The sequence below is a fragment of the Bacillus aerius genome (genome assembly GCF_029894105.1).
GTDB classification, from domain to species: Bacteria; Bacillota; Bacilli; order Bacillales; family Bacillaceae; genus Bacillus; species Bacillus altitudinis.
In genome coordinates this window covers 2,337,245-2,354,067 of record NZ_JARYHO010000001.1, presented here as the reverse complement: position 1 = coordinate 2,354,067, position 16,823 = coordinate 2,337,245, and the positions used below count along the sequence as shown (strand labels likewise).

Annotated in this window: 15 protein-coding genes; 13 read left to right on the top strand and 2 right to left on the bottom strand. The window is 41.6% G+C overall.

The features are described from left to right. The first annotated feature begins 30 nt into the window (after positions 1-30). A complete protein-coding gene (locus M2353_RS12160; RefSeq protein ID WP_008356210.1) occupies positions 31-600 on the top strand; it encodes a ComE operon protein 2 in 570 nt (189 codons plus the stop codon). Beyond that, positions 593-2,920, top strand: coding sequence for a DNA internalization-related competence protein ComEC/Rec2 (locus M2353_RS12155; RefSeq protein WP_342394159.1), 2,328 nt, complete (start codon positions 593-595; stop codon positions 2,918-2,920). The genes M2353_RS12160 and M2353_RS12155 overlap by 8 nt, the downstream gene beginning before the upstream one ends. Positions 2,921-2,959: 39 nt before the next feature. Here the strand turns inward: M2353_RS12155 and M2353_RS12150 are convergent, their stop codons facing one another. After that, positions 2,960-3,094 (bottom strand): YqzM family protein, encoded by a 135-nt coding sequence (locus M2353_RS12150; RefSeq protein WP_008342491.1) that lies wholly within the window; start codon positions 3,092-3,094, stop codon positions 2,960-2,962. A gap of 238 nt (positions 3,095-3,332) precedes the next feature. On the opposite strand from M2353_RS12150, the gene holA reads away from it, so the two are divergent. Further along, on the top strand, positions 3,333-4,352 hold the full coding sequence (gene holA / locus M2353_RS12145) for a DNA polymerase III subunit delta (protein ID WP_017358025.1): 1,020 nt from the start codon (positions 3,333-3,335) through the stop codon (positions 4,350-4,352). A gap of 135 nt (positions 4,353-4,487) precedes the next feature. On the opposite strand, the gene rpsT is transcribed toward holA, so the two are convergent. Further along, positions 4,488-4,754 (bottom strand): 30S ribosomal protein S20, encoded by a 267-nt coding sequence (gene rpsT, locus M2353_RS12140; RefSeq protein WP_003217506.1) that lies wholly within the window; start codon positions 4,752-4,754, stop codon positions 4,488-4,490. 198 nt (positions 4,755-4,952) lie between these two features. On the opposite strand from rpsT, the gene gpr reads away from it, so the two are divergent. The 10 genes from gpr (at position 4,953) to prmA (ending at position 16,804) form a co-directional block, all read left to right on the top strand. After that, a complete protein-coding gene (gene gpr, locus M2353_RS12135) occupies positions 4,953-6,068 on the top strand; it encodes a GPR endopeptidase (RefSeq protein WP_008342483.1) in 1,116 nt (371 codons plus the stop codon). A gap of 66 nt (positions 6,069-6,134) precedes the next feature. Beyond that, positions 6,135-7,343, top strand: a complete 1,209-nt coding sequence (locus M2353_RS12130) for a stage II sporulation protein P (RefSeq protein ID WP_007501337.1) — start codon at positions 6,135-6,137, stop codon at positions 7,341-7,343. Between the two features lie 13 nt (positions 7,344-7,356). Beyond that, the gene (locus M2353_RS12125) at positions 7,357-7,689 is read left to right on the top strand and encodes a YqxA family protein (RefSeq protein WP_017358024.1); all 333 of its coding nucleotides are present in this window, start codon (positions 7,357-7,359) and stop codon (positions 7,687-7,689) included. Positions 7,690-7,854: 165 nt separating this feature from the next. Continuing rightward, the gene (gene lepA / locus M2353_RS12120; protein WP_284725478.1) at positions 7,855-9,693 is read left to right on the top strand and encodes a translation elongation factor 4; all 1,839 of its coding nucleotides are present in this window, start codon (positions 7,855-7,857) and stop codon (positions 9,691-9,693) included. A gap of 114 nt (positions 9,694-9,807) precedes the next feature. Further along, complete coding sequence (gene hemW, locus M2353_RS12115) at positions 9,808-10,947, top strand: radical SAM family heme chaperone HemW (RefSeq protein WP_284725477.1); 1,140 nt, start codon at positions 9,808-9,810, stop codon at positions 10,945-10,947. Positions 10,948-11,028: 81 nt separating this feature from the next. Then, the gene (gene hrcA, locus M2353_RS12110) at positions 11,029-12,060 is read left to right on the top strand and encodes a heat-inducible transcriptional repressor HrcA (protein ID WP_008342473.1); all 1,032 of its coding nucleotides are present in this window, start codon (positions 11,029-11,031) and stop codon (positions 12,058-12,060) included. Between the two features lie 63 nt (positions 12,061-12,123). Continuing rightward, on the top strand, positions 12,124-12,681 hold the full coding sequence (gene grpE / locus M2353_RS12105; protein WP_008342471.1) for a nucleotide exchange factor GrpE: 558 nt from the start codon (positions 12,124-12,126) through the stop codon (positions 12,679-12,681). Positions 12,682-12,705: 24 nt separating this feature from the next. Further along, positions 12,706-14,547 (top strand): molecular chaperone DnaK, encoded by a 1,842-nt coding sequence (dnaK, locus tag M2353_RS12100; protein ID WP_007501326.1) that lies wholly within the window; start codon positions 12,706-12,708, stop codon positions 14,545-14,547. A 165-nt stretch (positions 14,548-14,712) separates the two neighbouring features. Further along, positions 14,713-15,846 carry a molecular chaperone DnaJ gene (gene dnaJ, locus M2353_RS12095; protein ID WP_284725476.1) on the top strand — a complete coding sequence of 378 codons (1,134 nt, stop codon included), beginning with the start codon at positions 14,713-14,715 and terminating at the stop codon, positions 15,844-15,846. 22 nt (positions 15,847-15,868) lie between these two features. Beyond that, entirely contained in the window at positions 15,869-16,804 is a 936-nt protein-coding gene (gene prmA / locus M2353_RS12090) for a 50S ribosomal protein L11 methyltransferase (protein ID WP_017358022.1), read from the top strand. The last annotated feature ends 19 nt before the right edge of the window (positions 16,805-16,823 follow it).

Here is a 16,823-nt window from a genome sequence, read left to right as displayed (position 1 = left end):
TACCATACATCATTCTGGAGGGATCAGCTCGTGGAGAGAATTTCATGGAATCAATATTTTATGGCTCAAAGCCATTTGCTTGCTTTGCGAAGCACCTGTGAGCGGCTAGCTGTTGGGGCAACGATCGTAAGAGACAAGCGCATCATTGCAGGTGGATATAATGGATCCATTGCCGGCGACGTACATTGTGCAGATGTAGGATGCTATGTCATAGATCATCACTGCGTTCGTACAATCCATGCGGAGATGAACGCTATTTTACAATGTGCCAAATTTGGTGCACCAACGGCTGATGCTGAAATATATGTGACGCATTTTCCTTGCTTGCAGTGCTGTAAAGCGATTATTCAAGCAGGTATTCGAACAGTGTATTATGCGAAGGATTATAAAAATCATCCATATGCTGTTGATTTATTTGAACAGGCCGGAGTTCAAACAGAACAGGTTGAACTAGATGAGATGATTATTGACTTAAAAAACCAAGAAAAATTAGCCTTTGTTGCGGATTTAATAGGCAAACTAAGTGAATCAGGACTTAGCGAAACAGAAATTCGTCAAATGCATGAAAAGGCGAATCAATTATTTACTTCCTATGTTTAAGTATTTGCCGTTCGGGGCGATTTCAGCAGCTGTTGGAATTGCTCTGGCCGCATATCATCTTCATTTGTATTTTCTCCTTTTTCTTCTTGTATGGCTTCTTTTCAGTCTGCTGAAAAAAACACCCCAGCTCTTTCTAATGGTCAGTTTGTGTGGAACGATCTATATGCTCATTTTTATGGTGCATCAGTCTTTTGAAACGGATCATTCCGTACAAGAAAAAGCATTTTCTGATTCGGTTGTGATTGAAACGATTCCGAAAATAGATGGCAATCGCTTTTCAGCGACTGTTTCATCAGAGAATCGTCGACTAGCGGCATTTTATACGATTCAAACGGAGCGTGAAAAAGAAGCGCTAAAAGATGTTGGGCCAGGTATGAGCTGTCATATGACAGGTGAGATGCGGTTGCCCAAACATGCAACCATACCGAATGGCTTTCAATATGATCAATTTCTAAAAACAAAAGGCATTGATGCTATTTTCCTAACGCAGTCTATGAAAAGCTGCACGAAACATGACAGCCCTTCACATTACCTTTCATCTATTAGGCAGAAGGGGTTGAAATTTCTAGAAGATCACGTTCCGAAGAGTTCTGTTGGGATTGTGCAGGCACTTATTTTTGGCGATCGTGATTTAATAGACCCTGATACATTAAGAGATTATCAAATGCTTGGCATCATTCATTTATTAGCCATTTCAGGACTTCATGTTCAAACATTGCTCGCTTGTCTATTTTGGTGTCTACTCCGCGCTGGCGTGACAAGAGAGACAGCGCGTATTCTTTTATTATCCTTTTTGCCGGTTTATGCTTGTTTAACAGGTGCTGCACCATCTGTGTTAAGAGCCTGTCTCATGGCTGGAATTTATTTAGTCATCACAAGCCTGCCAAAAGAAATGAAACAGCCTTCTGCGGTCGTGTTAAGTGCAGCGTTCTTGCTTTTATTAGCCATTCAACCACTTTATATATTTGATGTCGGTTTTCAACTGTCATTTGTGGTGACCTTATTTATTTTGCTATCCACTAGTATTTTATCAAAAGCAAAAAGTTCGGTGATGCAGTTATTCCTCATTTCCTTGATTGCACAGCTTGCTTCGCTTCCTGTTCTTTTATATTATTTTCAACAATTTTCCTTGCTGAGTGTTCCTTTAAATATGATGTTTGTTCCTTTTTATACAATGGTTGTCATGCCTCTGTCCTTATTCTTTTTTCTTTTATCTATCATTTATCTTCCGCTTGGACAAACACTGTTTCAGTTGCTTGATTGGGTGATCCAGTTTAGTCATCAATTGTCTGCACATATGGCTACTTACGATGGTCTTACTCTCATTTTTATGAAATCGACATGGTGGCATGTGCTCCTAGAGGTTTCCTCCATTGTTTTTCTATTCATTGTGATGGAATGTAAAACTTCTATCAAATCTTATCTTGTGCCTATTTTGATTCTCGTTTGTGTGCTGGCTGTACACTATTTCACGCCGAATTTTCTTCAAAAAGGAGAGGTCACAATGTTAGATGTAGGACAAGGGGATAGTTTGTTTATTCAGCTACCTTATCGAACTGGGCATATATTAGTCGATACAGGAGGCAGACTTTCTTTTGAAGAAGAGCCATGGAAAAAAAGACGTAAAGTATCTACAATTGGGGATCAAACGCTTATTCCATTTCTGCATTCTAAAGGCATAGCAAAACTTGATGTCCTCATCCTTACCCATGCAGATCAAGATCATATGGGAGAAGCGATGCGGTTAATAAAGCGAAATAAAGTCAAGCGCCTTGCAATCCCAAAAGGCTTTGCTCGAAATCCAGAGGATGCGCAGCTTTTAAAGGAAGCGGTTGATCAAAGGATTCCTGTAGATGAGTTGGAAAGAGGGGATCAGCTGAGAATTGGAGGACAAAAATTTGACGTTCTGCATCCTGCACGTGACCAGGTGACGAGTAAAAATAATGATTCACTGGTCCTCACCTTTATGCTTGGCGGCAAGCGTTTTATGCTGACTGGGGATCTTGAACAAGAAGGGGAACGAGACATCATTCAAGCTTACCCCAAGCTACGAGCGGATGTCTTGAAGGTTGGACATCACGGGAGTAAAGGATCAACAAGTGAAGAATGGCTTCAGCATTTGAACCCGTCATATGCACTGATTTCAGCAGGTGAACGAAATCGGTATCACCATCCTCATCAAGAAGTTTTGAAAAAATTAAATGAGCATCAAACAAAGGTGTATCGTACAGATATCGATGGAAGTGTGACCTATGAATTTCTTGAAGAGGATGGAACATTTTACGCTCATCCTCCATATGATATCTTACAAAATCAATAAAAAAACTGCCAAAACGGCAGTCATCTTGCATTCATGTAGTTAAGATCCAACGAGGTGTATCACTGTTGCCAAAATAAACATTGAGGCGAAAAATCCGAATGTGACGATAAAACCAACAGCTGAGTCGGTCACATCATTCCGCTTGCTTTGAACATTCTTTTCAAATTCATTCATTTTCATCCCTCCTGGCTATTTTTAGTATACTTGAACTCATTTGGAATTGCTAGAAGGTAAAGTAACCGTTTTCCATTTTCATGATCATTTTGTGAATATCGTCTGACTGTAAGCTGACCCGGGAGCTTACGTGAGACGTTTACTATAAATGAGGAGGCGGCACTTTCAGCTTCCTCTTTACTAATGTCTCTACACGCTTTAGGATAGAGGAGGAAGTGAAAGAGAGGGATTTAAGCGAATGGTCTTTGAAGTATGGAACAATTTAAAAAAAGGGGATATCCATCCCGTTTATTGCTTATATGGAAAAGAAACGTATTTACTTCAAGAGACAGCTGCAAAATTGAGACAAGCTGTCGTCGACGAAGAAACAAAGGATTTTAATTACTCTGTCTTCGATATGGAAGAGGTGCCGCTTGAGCAGGCTGTGACGGACGCAGAAACATTTCCGTTTATGGGAGAGCGGCGTCTCGTTGTGATCAAAAACCCTTATTTCCTCACTGCAGAAAAGAAAAAAGAAAAGATCGAGCATCAGCTTTCTGTGTTAGAAGCTTATTTAGAAAAGCCAGCACCCTACACGATTCTCGTGTTATTAGCACCATATGAAAAACTGGACGAACGTAAGAAAATCACCAAATTGTTAAAAAAGAAAGCGGCTGTGGTTGAGGCGAAAGAGTTAAATCCGAAAGAAACAACGGATTTCACCATTACATTAGTGAAAACAGAAGGAAAAACAATCTCGGCTGAAGCGGCAGAACAGCTTGTCATGTTATGTGGTGGGAGCCTGTCCTCACTTTTTCAAGAGGTTCGAAAGCTAAGTACATATATTGGGCAGCGAGAGGAAATTGAGCTGGCGGATGTCAATCAGCTCGTTGCACGAAGTTTGGAGCAGAATATTTTCGAACTGATTAACCAAATCGTGAACAGGCGCCGGTCTGAAGCGATGCAAATGTTTTATGATCTCCTAAAGCAAAATGAGGAGCCCATTAAAATATTGGCACTCATTTCAAATCAATTTCGGTTGATATTGCAGACAAAGTACTTTGCTCAACAGGGATACGGGCAAAAACAAATTGCGTCAAACCTGAAAGTCCACCCTTTTCGGGTCAAACTCGCGATGGATCAGGCAAGACTGTTTTCAGAAGAAGAGCTAAAGTACATCGTCAAAGAGCTCTCCACGATTGATTATGAAATGAAAACGGGTAAAAAGGACAAGCAGCTATTATTAGAATTGTTCCTGCTTCGGTTATTAGGGGCTTGAACATAAAAAAAACGACCTTCTCAAAAGAGGGTCGTTTTTGTTTAGATGTATAATTGCCAGTCTGTCCTTATGGCTGAGCCGTTCAGGACGGACGTACAGTTAAACAGGTGCCTCATCACTGAGGCGTTGCAAACATTATGCAGAAAGTCCGTTTACTTGTTTCGCAAGTCTTGATTTGTAACGCGCAGCTGCGTTTTTGTGTACAAGACCAGTTTTAACGGCTTTGTCAATGCGTTTTGCAGCAGAAGAAAGAGCAGCTTTTGCTTGCTCAGCATCGTTGTTAGCTACAGAAACTTCAACTTGTTTAATCGCAGTACGCATCGCAGACTTGATTGTTACGTTGTGTGCACGGCGTTCGTTATTCGTTTTTGTACGTTTGATCGCTGATTTAATATTTGGCATGTGTTTCACCTCCTAAGATACAACCTAAACACAATTGTCTTAAGGTTAAATCTTCACAATAGAACAAATTGTATTCTATCAAACACACCTTTAGAATGCAATATAAATGTAAAGTATTTTTCATTGATGAAGCGCTCGAATGTTTCTTGAAAGAGATGGAAAGACTACTGTTAATTACTTGATGGAAGGAGCCTTTTCATGAAGAAACAGAAACTCGATTTAAGCGCTTATCAAATCCGGACCGATTTGGCCGTTGAAACAAAAGAGATACTAGAACAAGAGAACGATCCGAATGTGGTCAAAAAGGACGGTATTCAAGGAATTGTTGAGAAGGAGAAGGAAGAGCACGGCATCCGCATCCGCACTGTGGAGATTACGACAGAAGGAGAAGAGTTGACCGGAAAAAAGGCAGGGACATACTTGACGCTTGAGGCGCAAGGAATTCGGGAGAAAGACTCTGAGATGCAAGAAAAAGTGGTTGAAGTTTTTGCCCATCATTTTGCTCAGTTTTTAAAAGATCACGGCATTCAGGCAGATGCGAGCTGTCTTGTCGTAGGACTCGGAAACTGGAATGTCACGCCGGATGCTTTAGGGCCGCTCACAGTTGAAAATTTGCTGGTGACACGCCACTTATTTGAATTACAGCCTGAGAATGTGCAGGAAGGCTATCGCCCGGTGTCTTCACTATCGCCTGGAGTCATGGGGCTGACTGGTATAGAAACAAGTGACATTATACAAGGTGTCATTGAACGATCTAAACCAGATTTTGTGATCGCCATCGATGCACTAGCTGCACGCGCAGTAGAACGGGTGAATACGACGATTCAAATTTCTGATACAGGTATACATCCAGGATCGGGTGTCGGAAATAAACGAAAAGAATTAAGCAAAGAGACCTTGGGGATTCCAGTCATTGCCATTGGTGTACCGACAGTGGTCGATGCAGTGACGATCGCAAGTGACACGATTGATTACGTGTTAAAGCATTTTGGTAGAGAACTGAAAGATGATAGACCTTCCCGATCTTTAGTACCAGCGGGTCTGACATTTGGGAAGAAAAAAGTGCTGAATGAAGAAGATTTGCCAGATGATGAAACGCGTCAATCCTTTTTAGGAATCGTCGGAACGCTTCCTGAAGAAGAAAAAAGACAGTTGATCCATGAAGTACTTGCGCCGCTTGGACAAAATCTAATGGTCACACCGAAGGAAGTGGATACATTCATTGATGACATGGCGAACGTACTCGCCAATGGGTTAAATACAGCACTTCATCAAAAAATCTCTCAAGACAACATGGGTTCTTATAATCATTAATCAGTTCTACTTTCTCTAGCTCGCTCATAGTGTAATTACTAGAAAGCGTGCTGGAGGGAGTAAATCATGAAAAAAAGACCTCGCCGTCCTCGACAGTTGGTCGTTGCGATTAATGGAACAAAAGTAGTGAAGAGTATTTTTTTGTTTATTGTCTCTCTGGTGGTTGTGTTTGTCATGTCAGGGGCTTTGACGTCTTTAAAACCTGAGCTTAGGCCTCAAGCATCATTATATGGTGTAGCAGATGAGCTGTCAGGGGCATTCTTTGCAACTCTAATGGGGATGGAAAATCAATATTTTGCCTCAGCAGTCCCTGAAGATCAAAAAGGCTTTCATTTCTCCGGGCTGTCACTCAAACTTGCCACAAGTATCAATTTAGAAGACCCCCGCAGTTTTCTAGGAAGAGAGCTGCCAGGCTTTGAACATTTTGATACAAAAATCATCCTAGCAGGTGAAGGTACAGACTATACGAATATGCCAATGGAATCGCCGCCTCCAAGTGAAGTCATCAAAGATGAAAAAGAAGCAAATCTAGCTGAGCTGGACAAGCTTGATGAAGATGAACCGAAAACGCCTGCAAAAGAGCCGGACCAGTCGACAGGAAAACGAAAAGCTGTGTACATTTATCACACACATAATACGGAATCATATTTACCATTTTTAAAAGGAGAAACAAACCCAAACAATGCGCGCCACTCAAAAGTGAACGTCACCCTTGTCGGGGAGATGTTTGGTAAAGCGCTCGATCAGCAAGGAATCGGGAACACAGTGGATAAAACAGAAATTGAAAAAAGACTGCTGAAAAAAGGGTTGAAGTACCCACAATCGTATAATGAATCCAGATTGGTTGTAAAAGAAGCTCTCGCTAAAAATGATGACTTAGATTACTTAATCGATATTCACCGGGATTCAAGAAGAAAGAAAGATACGACAGTAGAAATCAAAGGCAAGAAATATGCGAGAATCGCATTTGTTGTTGGGAAGAAGAATCAAAGCTATGAGAAAAACTTAAAGCTGGCGACAGAGTTCCACCATTTGATGGAGAAAAAATATAAAGGACTTAGTGTCGGTGTGTTTGCCAAAGGAGAAATTGGTGATAATGGAATCTATAATCAAGATTTATCTGACAAAGCCCTTCTATTAGAATTTGGCGGTGTGGATAATAATATGGAAGAACTGAAAAACGCATCCAATGCAGCAGCTGATGTGTTCAGTGAAATTTTCTGGGACGCAGAAAAGGTAGACGGCAAAGCAAAGGATGAGAAAAAACGGTCTTAAGGTGGTGGAGGATATGGGCTCATTTATCGGAAAAACCATTATTTTATCGCTCGTATTGCTATTCGGTGTCTTTTTAGGAATGCAGCAAGCCAATAATGGCATGCTGCAAATGAAAGGGTATCATGATCCGCAATTAAAAGGTGCCTTCACTGTCCAAACGAATGATGATCAAGAAAAAGAAGCTTCTATCCTCGGAACAGCTGTCACACAAAAAGACTTAGCAGAAAAACAAAAGCAGCTAGAAGAAATGGAGAGCTTTAATGCCTTCTCTAAGGCCGGAAAAGCATTATCAGATGGTATGACGCATGCAGCCCGTACACTTTATGATTGGGTGAATGGTAAATAAACTGTTGTAAGCATCATGTTGGATGTTATTTCATAAGATATCACACCTTTTCGTGAAAGCCGCTAACCGATGAGCGGCTTTTCTTGATTTCGATTGAATCTTTACAGCCCTATTGATATAATCTAACCTAGCGCAACCCGCGTTTTATAGTAGGAGTGATAGATTGTGACAGATAAAGAAAAACGATTAGAACGGCAATCAAGAATTCGAAATTTCTCCATTATCGCCCATATTGACCATGGGAAATCCACATTGGCTGACCGTATTTTGAAAAAAACAGCGGCGATTACGCAACGAGAAATGAAAGAACAATTACTTGATTCCATGGACTTAGAGCGTGAACGCGGCATTACGATCAAATTAAACTCTGTCCAGCTGAAATATCAGGCGAAGGATGGAGAAGAATATATTATGCACCTGATTGATACACCAGGGCATGTCGACTTCACCTATGAGGTATCTCGAAGCCTAGCTGCCTGTGAAGGTGCAATTCTTGTGGTGGATGCAGCACAAGGCATTGAAGCACAGACACTAGCGAACGTTTATTTAGCTCTTGATAACAACTTAGAAATCCTGCCGATCATTAACAAAATTGATCTGCCGAGTGCAGAACCTGAACGTGTAAGACAAGAAATTGAAGATGTCATCGGGTTGGATGCATCTGAAGCTGTTCTTACCTCTGCTAAGGCGGGCATCGGGATCGAGGATATTTTAGAACAAATCGTCGAAAAGGTGCCGGCACCAGCTGGAGATCCAGAAGCACCACTTCAAGCCCTCATTTTTGATTCTCTCTACGATGCGTATCGTGGCGTCATTGCTTACATACGAATTGTCGAAGGAACCGTCAAACCAGGTCAAAAAATCAAGATGATGGCGACAGGCAAAGAATTTGAAGTGCTTGAAGTCGGCGTATTTACACCGAAAGCAATGCCAACAGACGAACTCACTGTTGGAGATGTTGGCTATTTAACAGCTGCTATTAAAAATGTTGGCGATACACGTGTAGGGGATACGATCACAAGTGCGGTAAACCCTGCGAAAGAAGCTCTACCTGGATATAGAAAGCTGAACCCAATGGTGTACTGCGGCCTTTATCCAATTGACACAGCGAAATATAACGACTTGCGTGAAGCGTTAGAAAAGCTTGAATTAAATGATTCTTCACTTCAATATGAGGCAGAGACATCCCAAGCACTGGGCTTCGGTTTCCGCTGCGGCTTCCTTGGCATGCTTCATATGGAAATCATCCAAGAACGGATTGAGCGTGAATTTAAAATCGACCTTATTACGACAGCGCCAAGTGTTATTTACGATGTGTATATGACAGACGGAGAAAAAATCGTCGTAGATAACCCGTCCAATTTGCCTGATCCGCAAAAGATTGAGCGAATTGAAGAGCCATACGTGAAGGCAACAATGATGGTGCCAAATGATTATGTTGGTTCTGTGATGGAGCTTTGCCAAGGAAAGCGCGGCAATTTCATTGATATGCAATATCTTGATGCAAACCGCGTGAGCATTGTGTACGAAATTCCTCTGGCAGAGATCGTATACGAATTCTTTGATCAATTAAAGTCCAATACAAAAGGGTATGCATCCTTTGATTACGAGCTGATCGGCTATCGCCCATCCACTCTAGTGAAAATGGATATCATGCTTAATGGCGAAAAAATCGATGCGCTTTCCTTTATTGTTCACCGCGATTATGCATATGAACGCGGAAAGATCATTGTAGAAAAGCTGAAAGAACTGATTCCGCGCCAGCACTTTGAAGTACCAGTTCAGGCAGCGATCGGTCAAAAGATTGTTGCTCGGTCTACCATTAAAGCAATGCGCAAGAACGTACTAGCGAAGTGTTATGGTGGAGATATTTCCCGGAAAAGAAAGCTTCTTGAGAAGCAAAAAGAAGGGAAAAAGCGCATGAAGCAAGTGGGTTCTGTAGAAGTCCCACAAGAAGCATTTATGGCCGTGCTGAAAATGGACGACAGCACACCGAAAAAATAACATCCTCAAGGCAACCTGCTTTACAATGCTCGCCTTGACGTTTATAGTCGAAAACAAACGAAGAGGCCGCAGCGATAAACTGCGGCTCTTTACCTGTAAAGAAGGTGTCAACAAATGAAAGCAGCATACATTCACATTCCATTTTGTGAGCACATTTGTCACTATTGTGATTTTAATAAATTTTTCATTAAAACCCAGCCGGTCGATGAATACTTAGCGGCTCTTGAAAAAGAAATGCAGCACACGATCGATCAAAAAGGGGAGCAAGAACTAAAGACGATCTTTATTGGCGGGGGAACCCCGACATCACTGACAACCAGCCAGTTAGATAAGCTTATGGACAGCATTCACCGCGTATTAAAACCAACCAAAAACTTAATCGAGTTTGCAGTAGAAGCAAACCCAGACGAACTATCGCTTGAGAAATTGAATGTCTTAAAATCAGCAGGCGTTAATCGGCTGAGCTTTGGTGTTCAAACATTTGAAGATGACCTGCTCAAAAAAATCGGACGGGTTCATCAAAAGAAAGATGTTCTCACATCTTTCGAGCGAGCAAGAGCAGTTGGGTTCGACAATATTAGTCTTGATCTTATGTTTGGTTTGCCTCATCAAGAGAAGCATCATGTCATGCATTCACTAGAGACCGCTTTTTCATTAGGTGCAGAACATTATTCGGTTTATTCGTTGATTGTCGAGCCAAAGACGGTCTTTTACAATTTGATGCAAAAAGGGAAACTGCATTTACCACCGCAAGAACGTGAGGCTGAAATGTATGAGCTCGTCATGGATGAAATGGAGCGGCACGGACTCAAACAATATGAGATTAGCAATTACGCCAAACCAGGTTTTGAAAGCCAACATAACCTCACCTATTGGAGCAACGAAGATTACTTTGGTTTTGGCGCAGGAGCGCACGGGTATGTAGATGGCGTCCGCAATGTGAACGCTGGACCAGTGAAGCATTACTTAGAGCTCATTGAACAAACAGGGTTTCCATATAAGGAAACGCATCAGGTGACAAAAGCAGAACAGATCGAAGAGGAAATGTTCTTAGGTTTGCGGAAAATTGAAGGCGTGAAAAGTGCTCACTTTCAAGCGAAATTTGGAGCAACACCAGAAGCACTCTTTCCCGCCATTCTTGAAGAATTAGCAGAAAAAGGTCTCATTGAACAGGATGAGATTGGCATTCGTTTAACAAGAAAAGGAAAATTGTTAGGGAATGAAGTATTTCAAGCGTTTCTCGGTGAGTTATAATTGACATTTTAATTTGAGTTTGGTAATTTTGTTTATACAATTAGCACTCGTTGAAAGAGAGTGCTAACAGGGGTGATGATGATGTTAACAAATCGTCAGCTTTTGATTCTACAAGTCATTATTAATGACTTTATTCGTTCGGCGCAGCCAGTTGGATCAAGGACTCTTTCCAAAAAAGAAGACATTACATTCAGCTCTGCGACGATTAGAAACGAAATGGCTGATTTGGAGGAACTCGGTTTTATTGAAAAGACCCATTCTTCATCAGGAAGAATTCCTTCCGAAAAAGGATATCGTTATTATGTAGATCATTTGCTCTCTCCGCGAAAACTGTCATCTAAAGAGCTTGTGCTCATCCAGTCAGTATTTCAGGAGAAAATTTTTGAGCTGGAAAAAACAGTTCAAAAATCGGCGGAAATTTTATCAGATCTCACAAACTACACATCGATTGTCCTTGGTCCAAAGCTAAGTGAAAATCGATTGAAGCAAATTCAGCTTGTCCCTGTCCAGCCTAATAAAGCAGTAGCGATTATGATTACAGACAGCGGGCATGTTGAAAACAAAACCATTACCTTCTCTGAGCATCTTGATGTCTCCGATATTGAGAAGCTGATGAATATTTTAAACAGCCGCTTAGCCGGAGTCCCGATGGATCAGCTGAAGGACAGGATGTATAAAGAAGTAGTGATGCTCCTTCGTACGCATTTAAAAGACTATGATCATATTTTAGATGCGCTTGGTAACACATTCACTTCAACACAAAATGAATCAAAACTTTTCTTTGGCGGGAAGATTAATATGTTGAACCAGCCAGAGTTTCATGACATTGACCGCATTCGTTCACTCATGATGCTGATTGAACAAAAGAATGATGTCATGCAGCTGTTTCATCCAAATCAGCAAGGAATCACCATTAAAATCGGTTCAGAAAACAATTTGGAAGCAATGGAGAACTGCAGTTTAATCACAGCAACTTATGCGATTGATCAAAAATCACTCGGCTCCATCGCTGTCATTGGTCCAACCCGTATGGATTACGGGCGAGTCGTTAGTCTTTTGCATCATGTATCAAAAGACTTGTCAAACGCACTTTCCAATTTGTATGATGAGTAGGGTGATAAAAGGTGGGGGCACAGCCCCTTCGTATAATTGAATCTTTTGAGGGAGGTGAACACAATGTCAGAAGAAAAACAGACACCTGAGCAAGCAGCAGAGGTTGAAGCGCAAGAAGAAGCAGTTCAAGCAGAAACTGAGGAAGTAAAGCACGATGAACAGTCTGCCTTCCAAGAGAAGATTGATGAATTGCAGCAGCTTCTAGATGAAAAAGAAAACAAAATTCTGCGTGTTCAAGCAGATTTTGAAAACTATAAACGCCGTGCTCGAACTGAAGTGGAGACCGTGCAAAAATATCGTTCTCAACATGTTGTCAGCGACCTTCTCCCAGCTCTCGACAACTTTGAAAGAGCGCTTGGAATCGATCCAGACAATGAGCAGACGAAAAGTTTGTTAGAAGGTATGCAAATGGTTTACCGCCAGCTGGTAGAAGCGTTGAAAAATGAAGGCGTTGAACCAATTGAAGCTGTCGGCAAAGAGTTCGATCCAAACCTTCATCAAGCCGTCATGCAAGTTGAAGATGAAAACTACGATTCAAACATCGTTGTAGAAGAATTGCAAAAGGGCTATAAACTCAAAGACCGAGTTATTCGTCCATCAATGGTAAAAGTAAATCAATAACTACATAATGGGAGGTCATCGAATATGAGTAAAATCATTGGTATTGACTTAGGAACAACAAACTCATGTGTTGCAGTACTCGAAGGCGGCGAGCCAAAAGTTATTGCAAACGCTGAAGGAGCACGTACAACACCATCTGTTGTCGCTTTTAAAAATGGAGAGCGCCAAGTAGGTGAAGTAGCAAAACGTCAATCAATTACAAACCCAAACACTATCATGTCTGTTAAAAGACATATGGGTACAGATTATAAAGTAGAAGTTGAGGGTAAGAACTACACGCCGCAGGAAATCTCTGCAATCATCCTTCAACACCTTAAATCTTACGCTGAAGCTTATCTTGGCGAAGAAGTAACAAAAGCGGTTATTACAGTTCCTGCTTACTTTAACGATGCAGAGCGCCAAGCAACAAAAGATGCTGGTAAAATTGCTGGTCTTGAAGTAGAACGTATCATCAACGAACCAACAGCAGCTGCACTTGCTTATGGTTTAGATAAAACAGATGAAGATCAAACGATCCTTGTATATGACCTTGGTGGCGGTACATTTGACGTATCAGTCCTTGAGCTTGGAGACGGCGTCTTTGAAGTACGCTCAACTGCTGGGGACAACCGTCTAGGTGGAGACGATTTTGACCAAGTCATCATCGATCATCTAGTGGCTGAGTTCAAAAAAGAAAACGGCATTGATCTTTCTAAAGATAAAATGGCGCTTCAGCGTTTAAAAGATGCTGCTGAAAAAGCGAAAAAAGATCTTTCTGGTGTATCTTCTACACAAATCTCACTGCCATTTATCACAGCTGGAGATGCAGGTCCTCTTCACCTAGAATTAACGCTAACGCGTGCTAAATTCGAAGAGCTTTCTGCAGACCTTGTAGAGCGTACAATGACACCTGTACGTCAATCACTGAAAGATGCTGGTCTATCTGCTAGCGAGATTGATAAAGTTATCCTTGTTGGTGGATCAACTCGTATTCCTGCAGTACAAGAAGCAATCAAAAAAGAAACAGGTAAAGAGCCTCATAAAGGCGTAAACCCTGATGAAGTGGTTGCACTTGGTGCAGCAATTCAAGGTGGAGTTATCACAGGAGATGTCAAAGACGTTGTTCTTCTTGACGTCACACCACTTTCTTTAGGAATTGAAACAATGGGCGGCGTATTCACAAAGCTGATTGAACGTAATACAACCATTCCAACAAGTAAATCTCAAGTATTCTCAACGGCTGCTGACAACCAAACTGCTGTAGACATTCACGTCTTACAAGGTGAGCGTCCAATGGCAGCAGACAACAAAACATTAGGTCGTTTCCAATTGACTGACATTCCACCAGCACCACGCGGCGTACCACAAATCGAAGTATCTTTTGATATCGATAAAAACGGTATCGTAAACGTACGTGCGAAAGATATGGGTACTGGAAAAGAACAAAACATCACAATCAAATCTTCTTCAGGTCTTTCTGATGATGAGATCGAAAAAATGGTCAAAGAAGCAGAAGAAAATGCTGAAGCAGATGCGAAGAAAAAAGAAGAAATCGAAGTGCGCAATGAAGCAGATCAATTAGTGTTTACAACAGAAAAAACATTAAAAGATCTTGAAGGCAAAATCGATGAAGAGCAAGTGAAAAAAGCAAACGACGCGAAAGATGCACTAAAAGCTGCGATCGAAAAAGGCGAGCTTGAAGACATCAAAGCGAAAAAAGATGAGCTACAAACAATCGTTCAAGAATTAACGACAAAGCTCTATGAAGAAGCTGCAAAACAAGCACAAGCTCAGCAAGAAGGCGGAGCTGAAGGTGCTCAAAAAGCAGATGACAATGTAGTGGATGCAGAATACGAAGAAGTAAACGACGATCAAGAGAAAAAATAATCACCTTTACTTTTGAAAAAGACTGCTGAAACGTACTCGTCAGAAAGTCAAAGTCAGGATCTCTTGGCTTTGACTTTTTTCTTTTCAACGATGAAAAGGAATTGAAAAAGATCAATTTAAAATGATACAATCGTATTTATGTGAGAAAATCGGGAGTGTGAAGAGATGAGTAAGCGTGATTACTATGAAGTGCTTGGCGTGAGTAAGAGCGCCTCAAAGGACGAAATCAAAAAGGCATACCGCAAGCTTTCAAAAAAGTATCACCCTGATATTAATAAAGAAGCTGGCTCAGATGAGAAATTCAAAGAAGTAAAAGAAGCCTATGAAACCCTTTCTGACGATCAAAAACGTTCACATTATGACCAGTTCGGTCACACCGATCCAAACCAAGGATTTGGTGGCGGCGGATTTGGCGGTGGAGGAGACTTTGGCGGCTTCGGCGGATTTGATGACATCTTCTCTAGTATTTTTGGCGGCGGAGCCAGAAGAAGAGATCCAAATGCACCGCGTCAAGGAGCGGACCTTCAATATACAATGACCCTTTCATTTGAAGAAGCGGCATTTGGGAAAGAAGCAACGATCGAGATTCCCCGCGAGGAATCATGTGAAACGTGTCATGGATCAGGTGCAAAACCTGGAACACAGGCGAAGACATGCTCACATTGCGGCGGATCAGGTCAACAAAATGTCGAGCAATCCACGCCATTTGGTAAAGTAGTCAACCGCAGAGTATGTAACTACTGTAGCGGAACTGGTAAACAAATTGAACATAAGTGTTCAACATGTGGTGGATCTGGTAAAGTGCGTAAGCGTAAGAAAATCAATGTGACGATCCCAGCAGGTGTGGACGATGGTCAGCAGCTTAGAGTATCTGGTCAAGGTGAACCAGGTGTAAATGGAGGACCTCCAGGCGATCTATTTGTTGTTTTCCATGTGAGGGCGCATGAATTCTTCGAACGAGATGGAGATGACATCTACTGCGAAATGCCGCTTACCTTTGCGCAGGCTGCACTAGGTGATGAAATTGAAGTGCCGACATTACATGGGAAAGTCAAATTAAAAGTTCCTGCGGGCACACAAACGGGCACGAAGTTTAGACTCAAAGGAAAAGGTGTAAAAAATGTACGCGGTTATGGTCAAGGCGATCAGCATATCGTTGTACGCGTCGTAACACCGACGAATTTAACTGAAAATCAAAAAGATATCATTAGAAAATTTGCTGAAGTGAGCGGAAATAAACCGGACGAACAAGAAATGAGCTTTTTCGATAAGGTGAAACGCGCATTTAAAGGCGAGTAAGACGGATAAGGAGTTGGTAGTATTGAAGTGGTCAGAAATTAGCGTCCATACAACAAATGAAGCGGTGGAACCGATCACCAATATTTTGCATGAAGCAGGTGCAAGCGGTGTCGTGATTGAGGACCCGCTTGATTTAGTCAAGGAACGTGAAAATGTATACGGTGAGATCTACCAGCTCGATCCGAATGATTATCCTGAGGAAGGGGTCATCGTCAAAGCCTACCTTCCGATGAATAGCTTTTTGATGGAAACGGTAGATGAGATCAAAGAAGCCATCAATAATCTTCTTCTATACGATATTGACCTTGGACGAAATACACTGTCAATTTGTGAAGTAAACGAAGAAGAATGGGCGACTGCATGGAAGAAATACTATCATCCTGTGAAAATCTCTGAGAAATTTACCATCGTCCCAACATGGGAAGAGTACACACCCGTTCATTCTGATGAATTGATCATCGAAATGGACCCTGGAATGGCATTTGGAACCGGTACACATCCAACAACGGTTCTTTGCATTCAGGCGCTTGAGCGCTATGTGAAGGAAAACGACACGGTGATTGACGTTGGAACAGGATCTGGCATTTTAAGTGTTGCCGCTGCAATGCTCGGTGCAAAAGACATTCATGCATTTGATCTCGACACCGTTGCAGTGGAAAGTGCAAAGCAGAACATCGAATTAAATGGTGTGAGCGAGCAAGTAACGGTAAAACAAAATAATTTACTTGATGGGATTTCAGGTGAACGCGATGTGATTGTGGCCAACATCCTCGCAGAGGTCATCATGCGCTTTACAGATCAAGCGTATGATCTATTGAAGAAAGACGGTTACTTTATTACATCAGGCATTATCGGACAAAAGAAATTACAAGTCAAAACTGCTTTAGAAGAAGCCGGTTTTGAGATTGTTGAAGTGCTGTCAATGGAAGATTGGGTCAGCATCATAGCGAAAAAATAAAGCGAGTAGGTGTCAGGAC

Bases quoted from the DNA above. Each gene is read 5' to 3' on its own strand.
- M2353_RS12155 (WP_342394159.1), top strand. From the start codon at position 593: ATGTTTAAGTATTTGCCGTTCGGGGCGATTTCAGCAGCTGTTGGAATT.
- M2353_RS12150 (WP_008342491.1), bottom strand. From the start codon at position 3,094: ATGAATGAATTTGAAAAGAATGTTCAAAGCAAGCGGAATGATGTGACC.
- holA (WP_017358025.1), top strand. From the start codon at position 3,333: ATGGTCTTTGAAGTATGGAACAATTTAAAAAAAGGGGATATCCATCCC.
- rpsT (WP_003217506.1), bottom strand. From the start codon at position 4,754: ATGCCAAATATTAAATCAGCGATCAAACGTACAAAAACGAATAACGAA.
- gpr (WP_008342483.1), top strand. From the start codon at position 4,953: ATGAAGAAACAGAAACTCGATTTAAGCGCTTATCAAATCCGGACCGAT.
- M2353_RS12130 (WP_007501337.1), top strand. From the start codon at position 6,135: ATGAAAAAAAGACCTCGCCGTCCTCGACAGTTGGTCGTTGCGATTAAT.
- M2353_RS12125 (WP_017358024.1), top strand. From the start codon at position 7,357: ATGGGCTCATTTATCGGAAAAACCATTATTTTATCGCTCGTATTGCTA.
- hemW (WP_284725477.1), top strand. From the start codon at position 9,808: ATGAAAGCAGCATACATTCACATTCCATTTTGTGAGCACATTTGTCAC.
- hrcA (WP_008342473.1), top strand. From the start codon at position 11,029: ATGTTAACAAATCGTCAGCTTTTGATTCTACAAGTCATTATTAATGAC.
- grpE (WP_008342471.1), top strand. From the start codon at position 12,124: ATGTCAGAAGAAAAACAGACACCTGAGCAAGCAGCAGAGGTTGAAGCG.
- dnaK (WP_007501326.1), top strand. From the start codon at position 12,706: ATGAGTAAAATCATTGGTATTGACTTAGGAACAACAAACTCATGTGTT.
- dnaJ (WP_284725476.1), top strand. From the start codon at position 14,713: ATGAGTAAGCGTGATTACTATGAAGTGCTTGGCGTGAGTAAGAGCGCC.